The 19,999-nt window shown below is 66.9% G+C and carries 17 protein-coding genes; 7 read left to right on the forward strand and 10 right to left on the reverse strand.

Going from position 1 to position 19,999, the window contains the following annotated elements:
- Positions 1 to 6: 6 nt before the first annotated feature.
- The 3 genes from G6N13_RS10090 to G6N13_RS10100 all read right to left on the reverse strand — a co-directional run bounded on the left by G6N13_RS10090 (position 7) and on the right by G6N13_RS10100 (position 7,474).
- Positions 7 to 2,928: a (Fe-S)-binding protein gene (locus G6N13_RS10090; RefSeq protein ID WP_163696681.1), complete on the reverse strand. Its 2,922-nt coding sequence runs from the start codon at positions 2,926 to 2,928 to the stop codon at positions 7 to 9.
- A 148-nt stretch (positions 2,929 to 3,076) separates the two neighbouring features.
- Positions 3,077 to 5,572: an isoniazid response ATPase/transcriptional regulator IniR gene (gene iniR / locus G6N13_RS10095; RefSeq protein ID WP_163696683.1), complete on the reverse strand. Its 2,496-nt coding sequence runs from the start codon at positions 5,570 to 5,572 to the stop codon at positions 3,077 to 3,079.
- A gap of 6 nt (positions 5,573 to 5,578) precedes the next feature.
- Positions 5,579 to 7,474: an Hsp70 family protein gene (locus tag G6N13_RS10100; RefSeq protein ID WP_163696685.1), complete on the reverse strand. Its 1,896-nt coding sequence runs from the start codon at positions 7,472 to 7,474 to the stop codon at positions 5,579 to 5,581.
- Positions 7,475 to 7,707: 233 nt separating this feature from the next.
- Between G6N13_RS10100 and G6N13_RS10105 the strand changes: the two genes are divergently transcribed.
- From G6N13_RS10105 to G6N13_RS10115, 3 genes are all read left to right on the forward strand, one after another.
- The gene (locus G6N13_RS10105) at positions 7,708 to 8,271 is read left to right on the forward strand and encodes an Rv0340 family IniB-related protein (protein ID WP_163696687.1); all 564 of its coding nucleotides are present in this window, start codon (positions 7,708 to 7,710) and stop codon (positions 8,269 to 8,271) included.
- Positions 8,272 to 8,493: 222 nt separating this feature from the next.
- A complete protein-coding gene (locus G6N13_RS10110; RefSeq protein WP_163696689.1) occupies positions 8,494 to 9,486 on the forward strand; it encodes an IniB N-terminal domain-containing protein in 993 nt (330 codons plus the stop codon).
- 91 nt (positions 9,487 to 9,577) lie between these two features.
- Complete coding sequence (locus tag G6N13_RS10115) at positions 9,578 to 11,413, forward strand: dynamin family protein (RefSeq protein WP_163696691.1); 1,836 nt, start codon at positions 9,578 to 9,580, stop codon at positions 11,411 to 11,413.
- Here G6N13_RS10115 and G6N13_RS10120 read toward each other — a convergent pair.
- Positions 11,403 to 11,816: a hypothetical protein gene (locus G6N13_RS10120; protein ID WP_163696693.1), complete on the reverse strand. Its 414-nt coding sequence runs from the start codon at positions 11,814 to 11,816 to the stop codon at positions 11,403 to 11,405. The two genes, G6N13_RS10115 and G6N13_RS10120, sit on opposite strands and share 11 nt — an antisense overlap.
- A gap of 57 nt (positions 11,817 to 11,873) precedes the next feature.
- On the opposite strand from G6N13_RS10120, the gene G6N13_RS10125 reads away from it, so the two are divergent.
- Positions 11,874 to 13,373 carry a dynamin family protein gene (locus G6N13_RS10125; protein ID WP_163696695.1) on the forward strand — a complete coding sequence of 500 codons (1,500 nt, stop codon included), beginning with the start codon at positions 11,874 to 11,876 and terminating at the stop codon, positions 13,371 to 13,373.
- Here the strand turns inward: G6N13_RS10125 and G6N13_RS10130 are convergent.
- Genes G6N13_RS10130 through G6N13_RS10145 form a run of 4 tightly spaced genes read right to left on the reverse strand, consistent with a single transcriptional unit; the run spans position 13,357 to position 16,150 of the window.
- On the reverse strand, positions 13,357 to 13,953 hold the full coding sequence (locus G6N13_RS10130; protein WP_163696697.1) for a hypothetical protein: 597 nt from the start codon (positions 13,951 to 13,953) through the stop codon (positions 13,357 to 13,359). The two genes, G6N13_RS10125 and G6N13_RS10130, sit on opposite strands and share 17 nt — an antisense overlap.
- An 18-nt stretch (positions 13,954 to 13,971) precedes the next feature.
- Positions 13,972 to 14,598: a hypothetical protein gene (locus tag G6N13_RS10135; protein WP_163696699.1), complete on the reverse strand. Its 627-nt coding sequence runs from the start codon at positions 14,596 to 14,598 to the stop codon at positions 13,972 to 13,974.
- A gap of 48 nt (positions 14,599 to 14,646) precedes the next feature.
- Positions 14,647 to 15,579: an LLM class F420-dependent oxidoreductase gene (locus G6N13_RS10140; RefSeq protein WP_163696701.1), complete on the reverse strand. Its 933-nt coding sequence runs from the start codon at positions 15,577 to 15,579 to the stop codon at positions 14,647 to 14,649.
- A 10-nt stretch (positions 15,580 to 15,589) separates the two neighbouring features.
- Positions 15,590 to 16,150 (reverse strand): hypothetical protein, encoded by a 561-nt coding sequence (locus tag G6N13_RS10145; RefSeq protein WP_163696703.1) that lies wholly within the window; start codon positions 16,148 to 16,150, stop codon positions 15,590 to 15,592.
- 123 nt (positions 16,151 to 16,273) lie between these two features.
- Here G6N13_RS10145 and G6N13_RS10150 point away from each other — a divergent pair, with 123 nt between their 5' ends.
- Positions 16,274 to 16,597, forward strand: coding sequence for a WXG100 family type VII secretion target (locus tag G6N13_RS10150; protein WP_163696705.1), 324 nt, complete (start codon positions 16,274 to 16,276; stop codon positions 16,595 to 16,597).
- 2 nt (positions 16,598 to 16,599) lie between these two features.
- Here G6N13_RS10150 and G6N13_RS10155 read toward each other — a convergent pair whose 3' ends face one another.
- The gene (locus G6N13_RS10155) at positions 16,600 to 17,259 is read right to left on the reverse strand and encodes a hypothetical protein (protein ID WP_163696707.1); all 660 of its coding nucleotides are present in this window, start codon (positions 17,257 to 17,259) and stop codon (positions 16,600 to 16,602) included.
- 483 nt (positions 17,260 to 17,742) lie between these two features.
- Here G6N13_RS10155 and G6N13_RS10160 point away from each other — a divergent pair, with 483 nt between their 5' ends.
- Positions 17,743 to 18,456: an IS1634 family transposase gene (locus G6N13_RS10160; protein WP_163696709.1), complete on the forward strand. Its 714-nt coding sequence runs from the start codon at positions 17,743 to 17,745 to the stop codon at positions 18,454 to 18,456.
- A gap of 380 nt (positions 18,457 to 18,836) precedes the next feature.
- On the forward strand, positions 18,837 to 19,388 hold the full coding sequence (locus G6N13_RS10165) for an IS1634 family transposase (RefSeq protein WP_235678059.1): 552 nt from the start codon (positions 18,837 to 18,839) through the stop codon (positions 19,386 to 19,388).
- On the opposite strand, the gene G6N13_RS10170 is transcribed toward G6N13_RS10165, so the two are convergent.
- Positions 19,385 to 19,861, reverse strand: coding sequence for a hypothetical protein (locus G6N13_RS10170; protein WP_163696714.1), 477 nt, complete (start codon positions 19,859 to 19,861; stop codon positions 19,385 to 19,387). The two genes, G6N13_RS10165 and G6N13_RS10170, sit on opposite strands and share 4 nt — an antisense overlap.
- Between the last annotated feature and the right edge of the window lie 138 nt (positions 19,862 to 19,999).

Below are 19,999 nucleotides of genomic sequence, written 5' to 3' on the forward strand. Positions count from 1 at the left end.
GGCTCTTTAGCGCTTACCCGGCGGGCGTGCCCCCCTGGCGATGCCGAGTCCCTTGACCGGCGGCTCCTCAGTCTTGGGTGCTTCGGCCTTCGGTTCTGGTGCCGCAGCCGGTTCAGGCGTCGCTTCTGGCTCAGCCTTGACCTCAGGCGCCGCAGCGTCGGCCGGAGCCGCGGCCGCGGCTGGGGCCTTCTTGGCGCCCGGGCGACGAGCGCCGGCAGCGATACCGAGACCCTTGACCGGCGGCTCGTTGACGGGCTCAGCCTCGGCCGGTGCTTCAGCAGCGGGGGCTTCAGCCGCAGGTGCAGCGGGTGCCTCAGCAGCCGGCGCGGCGGGTGCCGGTGCGGCAGCCTTCTTGGCGCCGGGTCGCTTGGCACCCGAGGCGATGCCCAGGCCCTTGACGGGAGGCTCGGCCTTGGCCGGTGCCTCAGCAGCCCATGCAGCCGCAGCAGGTGCCTCGGCAGCGGGAGCAGCGGCCTTCTTGGTGCCGGGGCGCTTGGCTCCACCGGCGATACCGAGTCCCTTGACGGGTGCTGCCGCAGCAGGAGCCTCGGGTGCGGCCGGCACCTCGGCAGCGGGAGCCGGCTCAGGCTCGGCCTTGGGTGCGGGGGGCGCCTCGGCCGGTGCTGCGGCGACGGCAGCCGCAGCAGCGGCCTCCGCCTCTTTGGCAGCGGTGCCCTTCTCCGGCAGCGTCACTGAGCTCAGGTCCAGCGAGCCCAGCAGCAGCTGTGCGACGTCGAGAACCTCGATCTTCTCGATATCGCGCGCCGCGGCCACGTCGTCGACGCCATCGGTGATCATGACGCGGCAGAACGGGCAGCCGGTGGCGACCGTGGCGGCACCGGTGTCGATGGCTTCTTCGGTGCGCTCGGTGTTGACGCGCTTGCCGATGTGCTCTTCCATCCACATGCGCGCACCACCGGCGCCGCAGCACAGGCCGCGGTCGGCGTGGCGGGGCATCTCGGTGAGCTTGGCGCCGGACGCGCCGATCAGCTCACGAGGAGCGTCGTACACCTTGTTGTGCCGACCCAGGTAGCACGGGTCGTGGTAGGTGATGTCCTGTCCGACCGGTTTGACCGACACCAGCTTCTTGTCCCGCACCAGGCGATTCAGCAGCTGGGTGTGGTGCAGCACCGTGAAATTGCCGCCCACTTGCGGGTATTCGCGGCCCAGGGTGTTGAAGCAGTGCGGGCAGGTGACGACGATCTTGCGGTCGACCCGCTCGACTCCTTCGAAGAGGTCGTTGAGGGTCTCGACGTTTTGCGAGGCCAGCTGCTGGAACAGGAACTCGTTACCCGAACGCCGTGCCGAGTCACCGGTACAGGTCTCGCCGGTGCCCAGGACCAGGAACTTCACACCCGCGACCGACAGCAGCTCGGCGACCGCCTTTGTCGTCTTCTTCGCGCGATCCTCGTAGGCGCCGGCGCAGCCCACCCAGAAGAGATATTCGTAACCCGCGAAGCTCTCGACGTCCTGACCGAACACCGGGACGTCGAAGTCGACCTCGTCGATCCAGTTGGTGCGGTCGGAGGCGTTCTGCCCCCACGGGTTGCCCTTGTTCTCCAGGTTCTTGAACAGCACGCCGAGCTCGGAGGGGAACTCGGACTCCATCATCACCTGGTAGCGGCGCATGTCGACGATATGGTCGATGTGCTCGATGTCCACCGGGCACTGCTCGACGCAGGCGCCGCAGGTGGTGCAGGACCACAGCACGTCGGGGTCGATGACGCCGCCCTGCTCCAGGGTGCCGACCAGCGGGCGGGTCGCCTGCTCCGGACCGGATCCCATGATGCGCTCGAAGCCGGACTCGGGGACGGCGTGATGCTCGTCGTGCTTGGACTCGATGAAGCCTCCCCCGGTGGAGACGAGCTGCTCGGCTTCGTTCTCGCCGTTGGGCATCGGCTTTCCGCCGATGATGTAGGGGGCCTTCGCGAACAGGTGGTCGCGCAGGTTCATGATGACGAGCTTGGGGGACAACGGCTTTCCGGTGTTCCACGCCGGGCACTGGGACTGGCAGCGACCGCACTCGGTACAGGTGGTGAAGTCGAGGTAGCCCTTCCAGGTGAAGTCCTCGATCTTGCCGCGGCCCAGGACGGCGTCTTCGGCGGGATCTTCGAAGTCGATCGGCTGGCCCTTGTACTCAACGGGCAGCAGTGGGCCGAGGCCGTTCGGCAGTCGCTTGAACGTGACGTTGATCGGCGCGAGCCCGATGTGCAGGTGCTTGGAGTGCAGCACGATCAGCAGGAACGCCAGCATGACGCCGATGTGGCCCATCAGTGCGATGGTTTCGATCCACTCGTTGGCGGTGTGGCCCAACGGCTCGAGTGGAATGGCAAGGGCGTGTGAGAAGAACGCGCCCCAGCCGTACGGGAACGCATCGCCGAGGGCGTTCACCGAGGCGCCGCGGAAGATCGCGTAGGTCAGGATGACCAGGAAGATCATGAAGAGGATCAGCCAGGCACCGCCGGTGTGCGAGCCATAGAACCGCGAATCGCGGCCGTAGTCCTTGGGCTCGGAGCGCAACCGGATGATCGCGAAGACGATGATGCCGAGCAGCACGGCGACGGCGAAGAAGTCCTGCAGGAAGCCCAGCGCATTCCAGCGACCGACCAACGGAATGTGGAATTCCGGGTTGAACAGAACGCCGTATGCCTCGAGATACACGCTCGCGAGAATGAAAAAGCCCCACATCGTAAAGAAATGGGCGATACCGGGGATCGACCATTTCAGCAGCTTCTTCTGGCCGAAGACTTCGGTGAATTGGGCTGTGATGCGGGCCGGGATGTCATCCTTGCGACCGCTCTCGTCGCTGATCGGCTGGCCCGACCGGATCAGGTTGGTCAGGAACAGCACGCGCTTTGCGGCGAACACCAACACGATCGCGGTTGCCAGCAGGCCAACAACCAGCCTGCCCCAGTCGAGAGCGGTCACGGACTGCCTCCCTATCGTAAGTTACTCAATGGTAACTTAGTTCAAGTTACCGACCAGTAACTTGACTCCAATCCAGCTCATAGTTGCATCTCGGCTATTAGCGCCGCTACAAAGGCTGGCCTAACTCGGTGGCGATGTGGCCGGGGTCTCAGCTCTCCGGTGCCAAAATGGCCCGCACCATCGACAGCATTTCCGATCGGGATTCCGCCCCGAGCCGCCGCCGAATACGCGCGACGTGATGCTCGACGGTCTTGGCCGAGATAAACAACTGCGCGCCGATGTCGCGGTACGGCATGCCCAGCAACAGGAGCTCGGCCACCTCGCGCTCACGGTCGGACAGCGGCGAAGACATCTGCCGGGCGCCGGCCGCCACCGGACCTCCCGGCTCGGATGTCGGGGGCTGTGCGTCGTCGCCCGTGCTACCGCCGACCGACAGCTTCAGGTCGCGCGCGACCTGAAGCATCAGCCCGGACACCTTGGGCTCGGAGGTTTGCAGTGCCGCCTGCCCGGCCAGGCGGGTGGCGTCGGCGGTGAGGCCGAATTGGGCCAGCCCCCGCGCGGCGGTCCCGACCTCGTCGGGCTCGACCTGCCCGGCCAACACCCGCAGCCAGGTGCGTCCGGCGACAGCCAGCGCCTTGGCGAACGGGCTGTGCGCGGCGGCGGCGGTCAGGGCCTGGCCATGTGGTGCCACGGCCGCGGGATCGTTGGCCAGGATCCCGGCGTGCACCCCCGCCCAGCGCAGCGGCACCGACCAAGTGGGCGGATTGCCCAGCGAATCGAGTAGCCCGAAAGCCTGATCGAGCGCGGGTGCCAGCCTGTCCTGCTGGCCGATGCGTGCCGCCGCCACCCACAGCTCCCCGAGCGGCAACAGCGAGAACAGGTCGACGGAGTATTCGACCAGCACCTCCATGGCCGCATACCAATGCTTGTGCAGAGCGCCGGCATCCCCGCCGCGACGAGCCAGCGCGGTGCGCAACGCGGCCGACCACAGCGCGTCGCGCCGGTAGGCGCCGTCGATGCCGGTGATATCCGATGCCGCCGCGGCCAGCTGACCGTCCTGCATCCTCGTCCAGGCCAGCAGCAGCCGGTGCCGGTGGCCGAACAGCGCGTCCTCGCTGTCCCGGTCGGTACGCACCGCCCTGGCGATGACGCTGCGCGCACGGACAGGATCGCCACCGTGCAACGCCGCCAGCGTGACCAAGGCCGCCGGACTGTCCGGCAGCACCTGCGCCGCCGAGTACTCCGCGGCCATGGCCGCACCGAGTCTGACCGCCGCGGTCGAGTACGGCGCATGCAGTGTCGACAGCAGCCCTTCGGCCAGGCTGCGCGCGGCGCGGGATGCCGCGGTCGGCGGGCCGGCGCTGTCCACGGCCAGCGCGCGCTCGGCCGCGGTGGCATCGCCGGTAGCGGTCAGCACGATCGCGGCGGCGGCGCTGACAGGCGCGTCGGGGTAGGGCCCCAGCCAGCCGAACAAGTCGGCGGCCTGTGCGGAGTTGCCGTTGTGCATGGCCATGCTGGCGGCCACCCGCACCGCCGCGGCCCGCTCGGCGGGGTCCTCGGAGGCCAGCAGATCGTCAGCCTCGCTGGCGGCATCCGAGCACTCGCCGGCCAGGGCCAGCGAATCTGCCAGTTGCGCAAGCAGTTCCACCGCACCGGCGTCGACCGCGGCTCGGTAGAGCTGGGCGGCTGAGGCCGGATCGCTGCGCCCGGCGGCGGCTTGCCGGCGCAACACGTCGGCCAGCTGGTCGTCGCGTACACCGTGTTCGGCCAGCCCCAGGGCGAGATCCGGCGAGAGCGTGGACATCGCGATCTGGGAGCGCAACAGCGCTGTCTCGATGTCGTGATGGCGAGCGTTGCCCAGGATTTGAGCTGTCGCGCGGTGCACCGAACGCAGGAAGTGCGGGCTGTGCGCGGCCTCGACCAGTCCGGTGGCTCGGGCGCGATCGATAAGCAACCTAGCCTCATCGGCCGGAACATCCAGTGCGGCAGCTAGATCAGCAGAACCCAGATCACGGCTGAGCGACGCGATCAGCAGCGCGTCGAGTTCTGGTTCGCCGAGGCGGCGCAACCGGTCGATCAGGGCGAACACCGCGGCCTGCGCGATCGAACCCGCCGCATACGGGCGAGTAGACCCCAGCGCGGCATCGACCAGAAAGGGGATACCCGCCGTCGCGACGAGGATATTGGTGACCAACTCGGTGCGAGGCGGATGCCCGGATGGATCGGTCATCGTTCGGGACAATTCGCCAGCCGGTATCGGCGCCAGCGTGATTCGCGGTTGCTGCCGCTCGATCGTGGTGATCAGGGCTTGCAGTTCTCCGTCGTGATCGCGCGGCTGTACCGCAACGACGACGGTCGACGACGGATCACCCGCGAGCTCGGTCAGTTGGCGGATTTCCGCGCCGGTCAGGAGGTGGGCGTCGTCGACCACCACGGCCGCGTCCGCGGGATCACCGGGAGCGGGCACCCGAGTCAGAATGGTAGAACCCTTGTCCCGCAGAGTGTCTCGAGCTGCAACGAGAAGCGTGCTCTTGCCGGTGCCGATACCACCGGTCACCAGCAGCTTGACCGGTGCCGACCCCAGTGCGCTGACCGCCTCGATGAAGGTCGGTGAAAGGCTGTGCACTGGAATCGGATCGGCCACTAACGGTTAGCTGGTCGGGGGTGGCGTCACGCCGGTGATGATCGCGCGCGTCGGCGGCGCGACGGTGGTCGTCGGTGGCGCGACGGTGGTGGTCGGCGGGGCAACCGTCGTGGTGGGCGGTTGTGTGGTGGTCGTCGGGGGTTGTGTGGTGGTGGTCGGCGGCTGCGTGGTCGTTGTCGTCGTCGTGGGCGGCGTCGTCGTAGTGGTCGTGGTGGTGGTGGTTGTTGTAGTAGTCGTCGGCGAGGTGGTCGTTGTCGTCGTGCTGGGGGTGGTCGTGGTGGTCGTCGGGATCACGGTGGTGGTCGCCGGGATCGTCGACTCCGTCGGATTTCCATCCGAGCCGGTGACCGTAACCGTCTGCGGCGGAACGACACTGGTGGCGGGGGTGTCGGCGGGTTGCTCGCCGGGCTTGGTCACTCGGGTGGTCGTCGTGGTGGGCGTGCTGTCGGAACTGGTCAGCGTGATCGCCAGCCCACCGACAGCCACCGAGGCAAGCGCCGCGGCGATACCGAACAGCAGCGGTGGGCGCCGGTACCACGGCACCGGTGCGTCGACCACCGTGGTCTCGGCGTCGGGCTGCTCGAACTCGATCATCGGCCGCTGGCCGGTGACACCCTGCGCCTGCTGCGCGTAGTCGAACGTGTAGTCCTCACCCGAATATGGCACCGGCTCCGAGCTTGGCTCATCGTCCTGCGACCATGCCAGCGCGCGGAATGTCGCCGACGGCGAGCCATCGGTCGCCGACTCCGTGGCGGCAGCTCCGGCGGTCCCCGCAGCCCACGCCGCCGGGGCCAGTCCGGTCGGTGCGTCGGCAGCTGCGACGGCCATACCGGTCGGAGCATCCGGCGCGTCGCCGCGCACGGCGATCACCGCGGAGCCGATGGCCGCGTTGAGCCCCGCCAGTGGCGTGCTGATCACTGGAACGCGCAGTTCCTCGGAAAGCTGTTGAGTGAGAAGCGGTATCGCCGCGCCACCGCCGACGGTGGCAACCGCGGCCAGATTGACCGCCGGGATCCTGTTGCGCTCCAGCGCATCTCCGAGCGCATCGAGGAATCCCGCGAGCGGCTCGGCGATCAGGGCTTCCAATTCCGTTCGGGTGAACCGGACGTCGGAGCGGAAGCCGGGCAGCTCGACCGGCACCACCGTCGCGGTCTCCGAGGACAGGCGTTCCTTGGCCTGCCGGCATTCGTCACGCAGCCGGGTGAGGGGCCCGACCGCGTTGGTGCTGGCCGGATCGAGGTTGGCGGCATCGCGGATACCCGCGAGCACCTGCGTCAGCAGTGCCTGGTCGATCAGATCGCCGGAGAACTCCGCGAACCGCACGGTCTCGCCGATCTGCTGGAAATTGGTGCCGGCGTCGGCGAGGGTGATGTTGGCGCCGCTGCCGCCGAAATCGCACAGGGCGATCACGCCTCGATCGGGCAGTCCCGGGTCGGCCTGCAGCGCGGCCAGAGCGGCCGTCGCATCCGAGATCAGCGTCGGCGGAACGCCGTTGGGGGACAAGGTGGGTCGAGTGCGCAGGGCTCCGCGCAGCGCTCCGACCGCTGCCGGGCCCCAGTACGCCGGGACCGCGATCACCAGGCGGGACGGCGGTGACCCGTCCTCGACCGCGCGGATCATCGCCTCGAGCGCCTCGGCGATCAGATCATCGCTGCGATGCGGCGAACCGTCGACGGCCACCAGTGGCACCGGATCGCCCACCCGCTCGACGAACCCGCGGAACACCTGGCCGGCCTCAGTGAGGTTCGGGCTGGTCAACTCCGGATTCTGGGAAGGGACCCCGACCTCGGCGGGCCGATTGGCCCACAACGTGAGCACCGATCGGCGGGTCACCGGTTGGCGGCCCGGGCGCGCTGCCCCCAGGTTGGTCGCTCCGATCGACAACCCCAGCGATTCGCTCAATTCGCACATCCCTTCGCCGCCGCGTCGGCGGCCGTCTACACCTTATGTGCTGACCAGGCCAAAACCCGGCAGCAATCCCCTAACGTCGCCGGAACCCCTAAGGTCACACCCCCTAATGCTGCTGCGTATCGGGTGGGTTCGACACCGATCACGGTGGGCGCCGTGCCCGATAGCATTCTGGGCACAAGCTGAAGTTCCACTGTGACTATCGGCGGTGGGAGGGAAGACGTTCCATGGCAAACTCGTTGCTCGACTTCGTGATGTCGCTCGTGCGGGATCCCGACGCCGCCGCGCGGTATGCCGCCGATCCGGCGGGAGCCATCGCCGACGCCCATCTTCCCGACGTAACCAGCGCAGACGTCAATAACCTGATCCCGATGGTGGCCGACTCTCTGTCGGGGCCGATCTCGGCGGGCTGGTTCGGCCCCAGCGCCGGAGCCGGCGGGGACGGCAACGTGTGGGCGAGTGGGGCCGCGACGGCCGCCTTCGACGCCTTCGACGCCCACCTGCCCGACGCGACCGGACCGGACACGCACTCGGTGATCGCCGACGTTGCCCAGCACTCTGGCGTGGATCCGGGTGCAAGCACCGACCCTGGTGCCATTTCGGGTCTGATCGGCGCGTCGCTACCGGACGCTGCCGCGCAGTTCGCCGATAGCGGCTTCGAACATGACGCGGGCGCCGACACCGGACCGGACTGGGCGGACCACACGGCCGCGGACCACACGGCCTGGGACCACACCTACGTCGACGACACCCACACGACTCCGGATCACCCCGGCTTCGAGCTCTTCTGATCCCCTCACGACACCCCACGTCCACCGTGACGTGGGGTTTCTTGATGTCTGCGGGTAGCCCGAGGGATCCCCCTAATCCCCTACAGGAGCACCCCTAGTGAGCCCTAGTGGGGGCTCGCTGAAGAGGGGTTGCGGCCCAGTTTTCGGCTGACGCCGGCGTCCATAACGTGGTCTGCAGATCGCCGGACAAGCCGGCGAGCACCTTCACCGAAAGGTCTGATCATGCTCACTCTCCTCGACTGGATCCTCGACCTGTTCCGCAACGAGGACGCCGCTCGCGCGTTCGTCTCAGCGCCGGATCAGACCCTGCGCGACGCCGGATTCGCCGGTGTGTCGGCAGCCCAGGTCTCGACCGTCGCAGCCACCGCAGTCCCGGGCCTGGTGCTCGGCGGCGGCGACCCGATCCTCGGCCTGCAGCGCGCGGTCTCCAACCAGTACGGGTTCGCCCCGGCCTACGAGCCGACGTTCCAGCCGGTCTACGCCCCGTCGCCGACGTTCGCCCCGCAGACCGACACCTCGCTGCTGAGCCCCGACCAGAGCGCGGGCGCCAATGCCCAGCAGGGTGCGTTCAACCTCGGCTTCGGTGACATCACCTTCGGCAACAAGACCACCAACACCGCCACGAACGGCGGCGTGGTCGTCGACGGCCACAGCCACGGTGACATCGTCACCGGTGACGGCGCGGTACTCGGCAACGGCAACGAGGTCAATAACGGCGACGTGCTGGCCGGAACCGGATCGAATGTCACTGTCGGACATGGCCACATCAACGACAGCGGCACCATCGCCACCGGCGGCAGCACTGTGATCAAGGACAACAGCGGCCCCGTCTTCCACGACGTCGACGCCAGCGGCGGCAACGGCGGCGGCGCGTCCGCAGGCGGCAGCCTGATCGGTCTCGGCGGCAGTCACGCCTACGGTGGCACCGCCGGCGGCGGCGGGATCACCGTCATCGACAGCCAGACGTCGACGAACAGTGCCAACCACGCCAGCTCGCCGGTCTACAGCCAGACCGACACCCACGCGACGACCACTGCCAAGACCACGGTCACCGATCACTCCGACAACTCGGTGCACTCGGTCGTGGACAGCTCGACCCACGAGACCAGCCACACATCGCTGGACGCCAGCCACGACACCACGCTGGTCAACAGCCAACTCGACGCCAGCCACGACCTGGCACTGGCGTCCGGCAACCACGCGCTGGGGTTCTGAGCAATCAAGCGCGGCGGGGATCTCCAGGATGTCTGGAGGTCCCCGCCGGTTCGTGCGCATACGGTGTTAAACGCGAGTACTGGGAGGGCACGTGACGCAACCGCAGGATCCGCGCCGGGTCCACGTGATCGTCGAGTTGATCGATCACACCAGCGCGATCGCCGACCTCAACGACCGTCGCGACCTGGTCGCACGGCTGGCGGTCGCCAAGGAACGCATCACCGACCCGCAGATCCGGGTGGTGATCGCGGGCCAGCTCAAACAGGGCAAGAGCCAGCTGCTCAACTCGCTACTGAATATGCCGGTGGCCCGCGTCGGTGACGATGAGACGACCGCACTGGTCACCGTGATCAGCTACGCCGAACAGCCCACGGCCCGGTTGATCGTCTCCGTGGGTGAGGGTGTGCCACCGCAAGCGATCGAGATCCCGATCGACGACATCCGCCACGATCTACGCCGGGCACCGCAAGCGCAGGGCAGGGAGGTGCTGCGCGTCGATGTCGGCGCGCCCAGCCCGCTGCTCAAGGGCGGACTGACGTTCATCGACACACCCGGCGTCGGCGGGCACGGCCAGCCGCACCTGTCGTCGACCCTGGGGTTGCTGCCCGATGCCGACGCGATGCTCATGATCAGCGACACGAGTCAGGAATTCACCGAGCCGGAGATGCGGTTCATCCGCCAGGCGCATGAGATCTGCCCGACGGGTGCGATCGTGGCCACCAAAACCGACCTCTACCCGTTCTGGCGCGAGATCGTCGCCGCCAACACCGCGCATCTGCAACGCGCTGGCCTCGCCCTGCCGCTGATTCCGGCGTCGTCGATGCTACGCAGCCATGCGATCGAGCTCAATGACAAGGAGCTCAACGAGGAGTCGAACTTCACCGCGATCGTGGCCTTCCTCTCCGACAAGGTGCTCTCCCGGGAGAGTGATCGGGTGCGCGATCATGTGGTGGCCGAAATACGCTCGGCGGCAGAGCATCTCAGTATGTCGGTGAACTCCGAGCTGACCGCTCTCGGCGACCCGGAGGAGGCGCGCCGGCTCGCCGAGGACCTGGAGCGCCGCAAGCTGGAAGCCCAGGACGCCCTGCAGCAGACCGCGCTGTGGCAGCAGGTGCTCAACGACGGGATCGCTGATCTGACTGCCGATGTCGAGCACGATCTGCGGGCCCGGTTCCGGACCATCACCCAGCACCTTGAAGGTGTTATCGACGACTGCGATCCCACCCAGCACTGGGCCGAGATCGGTGCCGAGGCGGAGGACACCGTCGCCAACGCGGTCGGCGACAACTTCGTCTGGGCCTATCAGCGGGCCGAGGCGTTGGCGGCCGATGTTGCCAAGACCTTCGTCGAAGCCGGCCTGGACGCCGTCGACATGCCGGAGGTGAGCGCGGCCGAGATGGGTGCCGGTGTGGGGCGGCTCAAATCGATGGCACGCCTGGAGTCCAAGCCGATCGGCAAGGGCCACAAGGCGATTACCAGCATGCGTGGTTCCTACGGCGGTGTGCTGATGTTCGGCATGCTCACCTCGGTGGCCGGGCTTGGCATGTTCAACCCACTGTCCTTGGGGGCGGGCCTGCTGCTGGGGCGCAAGGCATACAAGGAGGACATGGAGAACCGCATGCTGCGGGTGCGCAACGAAGCGAAGACCAACCTGCGCCGCTTCATCGACGATGTGCTGTTCGTCGTGTCCAAGGAATCCCGGGATCGGCTCAAGAACGTCCAGCGCCAGCTGCGCGACCACTACCGCGGGATCGCCAACCAGACCACCCGCTCGCTCAACGAGTCGCTGCAGTCCACCATCGCCGCCGCGCGGATGGAGGAGGCCGACCGCAACAACCGCATCCGCGAACTCGAGCGTCAGGCCAACATTCTCGCCCAAGTCATCGACAACGCCGAAAAGTTTTCTCCCCGTACCGTTATCGGCTAGGGCGAGTGTTGCGCGTTCCCGGTGGGTTCGTGACGCGAGTCGGGAACGAGCCGGGGAACGTGGGAGCCGTCCGTTCGGACGGCGGGATCTCCGATGTCGGCGTGCTCGGCGACCCAGACGTTGTGCCGCTGGTCGTGGTCTCGCCGGGAGCCCCGATTTCGGTGGTCGACAGCCGCACCGGCGGGTAGGACGTGGACGTGGAGGATGTGGAGCTGTTCGCGATGTGCGGGGCTTGCGGCACGTAGGTGCCGGGCGGCAGGACGGTCGCGGGTTCCTCGGTGCTCCACTTGCTCGACATCGTCACGACGGCGTAGACGAGAATCGCGATCACGGCCAGCCCGAGCAGCCCGGCGGCTGAGGTGGCGGCCGCCGTGCGGTACCACGGCGTCGGCTGCTGGGGCATGGCGGCTGATCCTAGCCGCGATGCGCGGGGTCCGCCGAACCGTAGACTCGTCGTTCGATGAGCACCAGCGATCAGGTTCGCGCGATCCTGGGCGGCACCCGTCGCGCCTACCAGGGAGAGCCCGCGTACCGCGAGCGGCCCGACGTGTTCAACGAGCTGGACCGGATCGCCGGACGGCTCAATCAGCCGATCCGCATCGCGTTGGCCGGCACTCTGAAGGCCGGTAAATCCACGCTGGTCAATGCCCTGGTGGGGGAGAACATCGCACCCACCGACGCCACCGAGGCCACCCGAATCGTCACGTGGTTCCGCAACGGTCCGACTCCAAAAGTCACTGCCAACCACGTCGGTGGTCGGCGTTCCAACGTGCCGATCGACCGAGGGTCGGCCGGGTGGGCTGGGCTGACCTTCGACTTCGACCGCCTCGACGCCAATGACATCGTGGATCTCGACGTCGAGTGGCCTGCCGCCGAGCTGGTCGACGCGACCATCATCGACACGCCCGGGACGTCCTCGCTGTCGCGGGACGTCTCTGAACGCACGTTGCGGCTCCTGGTGCCCGAGGATGGCGTGCCGAGGGTCGATGCGGTGGTGTTTCTGCTGCGCAGCCTCAACGTTGCCGACATCGCCCTGCTCAAGCAGATCGGCGAGCTGGTCGGCGGGTCCTCGGGAGCGCTCGGCGTGATCGGGGTGGCCTCCCGGGCCGACGAGATCGGGGCCGGACGCCTCGATGCGATGCTGTCGGCCAAGGACGTCGCGCAACGGTTCACCAGCGAGCTGGACCGCACCGGCATCTGCCAGGCGGTGGTTCCGGTCTCGGGGCTGCTGGCGCTGACGGCCCGCACGCTGCGCCAGAGCGAGTTCGCGGCGCTGCAGAAGCTGGCGGCCGTCGACGCGGGTGAACTGAACAAGGCGATGCTCAGTGTGGATCGCTTTGTCCGCGAGGACAGTTCGCTGCCGGTTGACGCGCCCACTCGGGCGCAGCTGCTGGACCGGTTCGGAATGTTCGGTATCCGGATCTCCATCGCTGTATTGCGTTTGGGGATAACCGATTCCGTTAGCCTGGCCGACGAATTGCTGGAACGCAGTGGGCTGGTTGCGCTGCGTGAGGTGATCGACCAGCAGTTCGCGCAGCGCGCCGAACTACTCAAAGCGCATACCGCTCTGCTGTCGCTGCGCCGGGTCGTCGAGCTGTATCCGATCACCGCGACGCCGTACATCATCGCTGACATCGACCCACTGCTGGCCGACACCCATGCGTTCGAAGAGCTCCGGCTACTCAGTCAACTTCGTTCGCGCCCAACCGGTTTGACCGAAGACGAGGTGGTTTCCCTGCGTCGCATCATCGGCGGTTCCGGGACCGATGCCGCGAGCCGGCTGGGTCTGACCCCAGAAGCGCCGGCCGACGGGCCGCGTGCCGCGTTCGCCGCGGCCCAACGCTGGCGCCGCCGCTCGGAACACCCGCTCAATGATCCGTTCACTACCAGAGCCTGCCGCGCCGCGGTACGCAGCGCCGAGGCTCTGGTCGCGATGTACGCCGCTACTGACCGCCGTTAGGACGCTGGAACGGATTCGGGATCGTCGGCCGCTCCCCGGTCGTGGTGACCGTCTCCGTCACCGTGCTCACCGACGTGGACACCGTGGTGCTCGTACTGGTGCTCGTGCTCGTGCTGGTCGACGGGGCCGCGGTGGTCGACGGGGTGGTCGTCGTGGTGGTGGTCGCGTCCGTCGTGGTGGTGGTCGGGGTCTCCGAAGTTGGGGCCGGAGACTCGGTCACAGTCTGCGTGACGCCCGGCTCCGGGGCGACCGACGCTGACGTTGCCGCCGCGGTGGACGTCGTCGTCGGCGATGTCGTGGTCGTCGTCACCGGAGCGGAGCCACCGCTGCCGGTGAACTTCACGATCGCGTAAACGAGAAGAACCAGGATGACCGCGGTCAGGACCCCGAGGCCGACCAGGGCCGCCGGCTTGCGGAACCAGGGGGGTGGCGGTGTGGCGTCGCCGTAACCGGTCAGCGGTGTGTAACCGGGCTGCGTGTAATCGCTGTAGGCGTCGCCGCCGGTGCCGCCGTAGTTCGCGTACTGCGTCGGGTCGCTGTCGGAGTAGTTGCTCGGGTCATCAGAACCGTCACGTGCCACGGGTTCCGATAGTAACGGTCAGCCGCCACCGGGCTGGTTGGGGAACGCCGGGCGATGGGTGGGACGGACGCTGATCTGCGGCGGTCGGGTCTGCGGCGTGGTCACGTTGGGACGTCCGTCGTTGCGCTGCGGATACTGCGGATACCAGGTGCTCTGGGGCTGCTCCGGGGGCGGGGGTGGCGGCGGAGGTGGGGGTGGCGGCGGTTCGGGGACTTGTGAGCTGGTCAAACCGGTGGTGGTCGGCGCACTGGTGACCGTTGCGGACGGGGTGTTCTTGGAGTCTCCGGAATCACGCGAACCCAGCGAGACCAGCAGCACCGCTGCCACCACGATCGCCCCCACCCCAGCGCCGATGGCGCCGATCGCCAGGGTTGCCTGCTTCTTGCGGTACCAGGGCCGTTCCGGGAACCAGAACGCGTCGGGTGCAAACGGGTCGAAACCGTCATCAAGGGCGACCACGGGTAAGGCCGGATCGGTCGGCGGGTCCTCGTCGTCGCCGTGGGATGTCGACGACGGCCGGTTCGGGGGCGCTGGAGCCTCCGCCGATCCCGGATACGGCTGCTCCGGATAGGGGCCGAACGGATCCCCGTAGGCGACGGGCGCTGCAGCCTCGTCGATATCCCCGGTGGGGTCCCCCTTGCGCATAGCTATCAATGCTAATGGCGTTGCCAGGGCAGATGCAGCATTCCGCAATCAGGCCAGCTGGCGGACCACCTCGTTGGCGAACAATTCCATGTGGTCGAGGTCGGCCATATCGAGCAGCTGGATGTACACCCGCTGCACGCCCGCGTCGATGAAAGGCCCTAGGCGGTCGACGATTTCGGCGGGTGTGCCGACCAGGGGAGTGTTGGTGCGCAGCTCGTCGCCCGACCGCGAAATCGCGTCGGCGCGCCGACTGATCTCGGCGTCGGTCCGGCCGGCGCACACCACGAATGCCGCCGAATACACGAAATCGTCGGGGTCGCGGCCGGCCGCCTGGAGCGCCGCGCGCACCCTGCCGTACTGGGGTTCGACGAAGTCGAAGCTGGGGAAGGCAAGGTTGTATTCGTCGGCGAATTGCGCGGCCAGCGCCGGAGTGCGCTTGGCGCCACTGCCGCCGATGATGATCGGCGGATGCGGATCCTGCGCCGGTTTGGGTAGCGCAGGAGAGTCTTTGACGGTGTAGTGAGTGCCGTCGTAGTCGAAGGTCTGGCCGGACGGGGTGGTCCACAGGCCGGTGATGATGTCGAGCTGCTCGTGCAGCCGGTCGAACCGCTCGCCCAGCGGCGGGAACGGGATGGCGTAGGCCAGGTGTTCCTCGTCGAACCAACCCGCCCCGATCCCGAAGTCGACGCGGCCCGAGCTCATGGCGTCGACCTGCGCCACCGAGATCGCCAGCGGCCCCGGATAGCGGAAGGTCGCGGAGGTGACCAGCGTGCCGAGCCGAATCGTGGAGGTCTCTCGCGCGATGCCGGCCAGCGTCACCCAGGAGTCGGTGGGCCCGGGCTGCCCGCCACCGCTCATCGCGACGTAATGGTCGGAGCGGAAAAACGCGGAGTAGCCCAGTGATTCGGCGGCTTGGGCCACCGCGAGCTGGTCGGTGTAGCTGGCGCCCTGCTGGGGTTCGACGAAGACACGGAAGTCCATGCCTGCCAGCTTAGAAAACCTTGACGCCTTCGGTACTGATGAACATTCCGTGGCTGGTGCCATCGTTGGTGAACCGGGTCCCGTCCGGGCTCGCGTCGATGGTCCAGCCGACGGCGTGATAGGTCGCGTAGTCGAGCGGGGTGGTCGGGATGTCGCCGAGATTGCCGGCGATCCAGCGCACGCTGCCGCTCGCGGTCACCTCGACCCCGTTGGCGGGTTCGCCGTTGACGACGGGCGGATTGGTGAAGTCTGATTCGCAGCCGATCGCCTGGGCATTGATCTGGCAGCGGGTCAGGCCGGACTTGGTTTCGATGTACACGTAACCGGTGTCGCTGGGGGGCAATGTCTGGCCGCCGCCAAACGGCGGCTGTTGGGTCGGTGTCGGCGTGGGCGATGGGGTGGGTGTTGTCGGCGGCGAGACGGTCGGCTTGCTGGTCGGAAAGCTCGGCTCACCGCCGGGGCCGCAGCCGGGACACCTGGCCGCGCCATCGGTTGTGGTGCTGCAACCTGCGGCCGCGGCTACCAGCAACGCCGCCGCCACACCGGCCCTGATGCCGTGGGATATCCGCACTGGTGAACTCCTGCCCGTTGAATGTCAGGGTACGCAGTCAGTGGCGGAAGTGACTTGAGTGACTCGCGGGGTTAGCTCCGATAGCGAAGTGAAAACGCCGCGGGCCGGGGATAGCCTGGAGCGATGGGTGACGTGCTGAAGGTGGATAGCGACGGGTTGGCCGCCGGGAGTTCCCAAGTTGCCGAGCAGTCGACCGCGCTGTCGGCGGCGCACGGCCAGTCGGTGAGTGCAGTCAGCGGGGCGCAGAGCGGCTGGGTGGGATCCTCGGCCCAAGCACTGTCGGCGTTGACCGATCACTGGAATACGTTGGCGGGTAAGCACACTGCGGCGTTGGATCATCAGGCGGCGAGCATGGACACCAGCGCGAAGATGTTCAGCTATAGGGAAGAACGTAATTCGCAGAAGCTGAAGGCTGTCGGCGAACAGGCCGACGCTCAAACGATGTAGCGCTACTGGGTTTCGACCGGCCAGCCCGGGTCGCTGGGCAGGGTGGGGAAGTCGGAACGCGGACGTTCGGCTGACGTCAGGTACTCACGGCGCTCGACGCTGACGGGAGCTCGATCGACGCAGGCGGATTGGTCTTGGAGGAACTCGGGCCATTCTTGCCATTCTTTGTCGAAACCCTTGGTATTGAACGCCCACAAAAGGCCGACAACCTTCCATCCACCGAACACGTCGATCAGCGAGTAAGGGGACGGTCCTTTTTGAGGTGGCAGGGGATCGGCCGCGCGGTCGACGGGCGCCAGCAGGCTTATACGCTTCATCACCAATGCGGCCGTTGCGCCGGCGTTGGGAGTTTGGATGCGGTACATGCCGTCGGGCTGCTGCCACGCTGCGCCGTAAGTCCAGTTGCAGACGATCGCGGTGACGTCCCGTCCGTTCTCGGCAATGCGCAGAACGTGATTGAGCACGGTGCCGGCCAAAGTGTCGCCATCGCCGCCCGGCTCGGGGTACCGGCTTAGTGCAGAATATGGGTTGCCCATGTTGGCGGGTGCGTTCGGCTCGACGGCCCGATTGAATCCGGGGTACAGGAAGTCCAGGCTGCCGCCGGCGGCCACCAGGGCCTTGGATTCGATGTAGGCGCGTAGCGCGACGAGCGGCTGGTTCAACAGGTTAATGCCTGGATCCGCCGTCCATACGAAATGAAGATCCGACAGGGTGGGCGGCCACCGCTCGGGCTATTTGACCGGCGTGCTGGACGTGGTGGTGTGGCTGCAGCCGGTGATCAGGCCAGCAGTGAGTACGACTGCAGCTAGAACGCGGGATGTGTTTGTGTTCATTGGGTTTCGAGCGGCCAGCCGGGTGTACTGGGCAGGGTGGGGAAGTCTGATTTGGGGTGTTCGCCGGTGGTGAGGTACTCACGGCGTTCCACGGTTTCGGGGGCGAGCGCCTGGCAGGCGTCGAGATCTTGGTGATACTCCGGCCACTGTGTCCCGGGGCCGAGGGTGTCCGAGGGGGCTGACCGTGAGAGGCGTCCTACCTGACTTGGGTCACATTGGACTGTTCCTTGAAGTACTGAGTCGTTGACCTGCGGTGATGGTTTCGCTTAGTGCGCCCGCAAGGCACTAATTCGCCTCGGTAGGCTCGGGCGGGTGGTGTGGATTCGGCGGGTGCGTACTGCCTCGGGTGCCACTGCGGTGCAGATCGCTGAATTCGTGGACGGTCGCCGGCGGATCGTCCGTCATGTGGGCTCGGCCCGCGATGACGCCGAACTCGGACTACTCATCGAGCAGGCTCGCCGGTTGTTGACCGATGATGCCCAGCGGGAACTGGATCTGGGCATCACCCCGAAAGCCGTCAAGGTCGAGATGGTGCCGCCGCCGGCCGCGGGCCTGTTCGCCGATTCTGGTGCTGGGCCCGGCCCGCGGCAACTGGTGGCCCGGGCTCACGTCCTGAAGTCCTGCAGCGGATTGCTCTACGAAGCTCTGGCCGGGGTGTATGCCTATCCGGGCTTCGACGACGCGGTCGACGATGAGGTTTTCCGGGATCTGGTGATCGCCCGCGTGGTGGAACCGACCAGCCTCCTCGATGTCGATCGAGTCCTGGCCGAGATGGGTCGCACCTCGGCGTCGTTGTCGACACGTAAACGGACGCTGCGCCGCGCCTCTGCCGGTGGTTACCGTGAACGGATAGCCGCCGCGTGCTTCCAAACGGCTTGCACCACAGGCGATCTGAGCCTGGTGCTCTACGACGTCACCACCCTGTACTTCGAGGCCGACAAAGAAGACGACCTGCGCAAAGTCGGCTACTCCAAGGAACGCCGCGTCGACCCGCAGATCGTGGTCGGGCTGTTGGTCGACCGGTAAGGTTTCCCGCTGGAGATCGGCTGCTTTGAGGGCAACAAGGCCGAGACCCTGACCATCGTGCCGATCGTGACCGCCTTCCAGCAGCGGCATGCAATCACCGACATGGTCGTCGTCGCCGATGCCGGCATGCTCTCGGCCACGAACCTGCGTGACCTTGATGAGGCCGGGTTGCGATTCATCGTCGGATCCAGAGTCACCAAAGCCCCGGGCGATCTGACATCGCACTTCCATTGGCACGGCAACCTTTTCACCGACGGCCAGATCATCGACACCATCACCCCACGCGATCAGCGCGGCACCACCACCAAGACCAGCGACCCGAAACTCAAAGCCGAACCCATCTGGAACCCGACGACACACCCGAAATCGTGGCGAGCGGTATGGGCCTACTCGACCAAACGGGCGGTCCGCGACACCAAGACACTGAACCTGCAGGAACACAAGGCCCGCGCAGTCGTCGCCGGCGACAAGACAGCCCGCACACCACGATTCGTCACAGTCCGAAATGGGGCCCGTACCCTCGACGAAGCCTCCTGCAGCGCGCACGCCATCTGGTCGGCCTCAAAGGCTATGTCACCAACATCGACACCACGCTCATGCCCGCCACCGAGATCATCTCCAGCTACCACGACCTGTGGCGAGTCGAGCAGTCCTTCCGGATGTCGAAATCCGACCTCGCCGCCCGGCCCATGTTTGCCCGCACCCGCGACGCCATCGAAGCCCACCTCACCATCGTGTTCACCGCCCTGGCCCTCAGCCGCGAAATCCAGACCCGAACCGGGCTCTCGCTACGGCGATTCCTGCGCACCCTCAAACCCCTGCGCAACGCCACCATCGACATCAACGGCGTCATCGCCACCTACCCGCCAGCAATAAACCCCGAGGTCGAGACGATCCTCAACGCCCTGAAGACCGAAAAATCAAGGCACTAAGCCAAATGACCCAACTCGGGTGAGAGGCGTCCTACGATGCGCCACTGCCCGAATACGTCGGTCAACGCGTATCGGGACGGTCCTTTCTGAGGCGGTGTATCGGGTACCGGGCTGCCTGCGGGTGCCTCAAGACGCAGCAGCTGGACACCGATGTCAGCACTCGGGGGTCGCCATGATCCTAGTGTCGCGTACAGACCGCTTGGCTTTTCCACGGCAAGGCCCCAGTCCCAAGTGCACATCACCACCGACACATCTTGGCCGTCCTGCGCCACTCGGAGAACGTGTTGGCGGCTCGACCCCACTTCAGGATCTTTCTTCGGGTAGCTGAGCTCGGGCCAGAGATGCAGGCTGTAGTGGGAGTAGTCCGCCGGCTTTTCACTCTTCACCGCGTGGTCGAACCCCGGATAGAGGTAGTCATTGCTGCCTGTGATTTCGGCGAGCACTAGCGACTCGGAGTACGCGCGCACAGCCACGATTGGTTGTGTGAGAAGGTCAATTCCAGGCTCGGCGCTCCAAACAAAAGTGGAATCCGCGAGGATCGCGGGCCAGCGTTCAGGCTGTTTGGGCGACTGGCCGACAGTTGTGTTATCGCAGCCGCAGAGGACCGTCGC

Source organism: Mycolicibacterium sarraceniae (genome assembly GCF_010731875.1).
Lineage (GTDB): Bacteria > Actinomycetota > Actinomycetes > Mycobacteriales > Mycobacteriaceae > Mycobacterium > Mycobacterium sarraceniae.

Coding starts and splice junctions, on each gene's coding strand:
- G6N13_RS10105 (WP_163696687.1), top strand. CDS start 7,708: ATGGCAAACTCGTTGCTCGACTTCGTGATGTCGCTCGTGCGGGATCCC.
- G6N13_RS10110 (WP_163696689.1), top strand. CDS start 8,494: ATGCTCACTCTCCTCGACTGGATCCTCGACCTGTTCCGCAACGAGGAC.
- G6N13_RS10120 (WP_163696693.1), bottom strand. CDS start 11,816: ATGCCCCAGCAGCCGACGCCGTGGTACCGCACGGCGGCCGCCACCTCA.
- G6N13_RS10125 (WP_163696695.1), top strand. CDS start 11,874: ATGAGCACCAGCGATCAGGTTCGCGCGATCCTGGGCGGCACCCGTCGC.
- G6N13_RS10135 (WP_163696699.1), bottom strand. CDS start 14,598: ATGCGCAAGGGGGACCCCACCGGGGATATCGACGAGGCTGCAGCGCCC.
- G6N13_RS10140 (WP_163696701.1), bottom strand. CDS start 15,579: ATGGACTTCCGTGTCTTCGTCGAACCCCAGCAGGGCGCCAGCTACACC.
- G6N13_RS10150 (WP_163696705.1), top strand. CDS start 16,274: ATGGGTGACGTGCTGAAGGTGGATAGCGACGGGTTGGCCGCCGGGAGT.
- G6N13_RS10165 (WP_235678059.1), top strand. CDS start 18,837: ATGGGCCTACTCGACCAAACGGGCGGTCCGCGACACCAAGACACTGAA.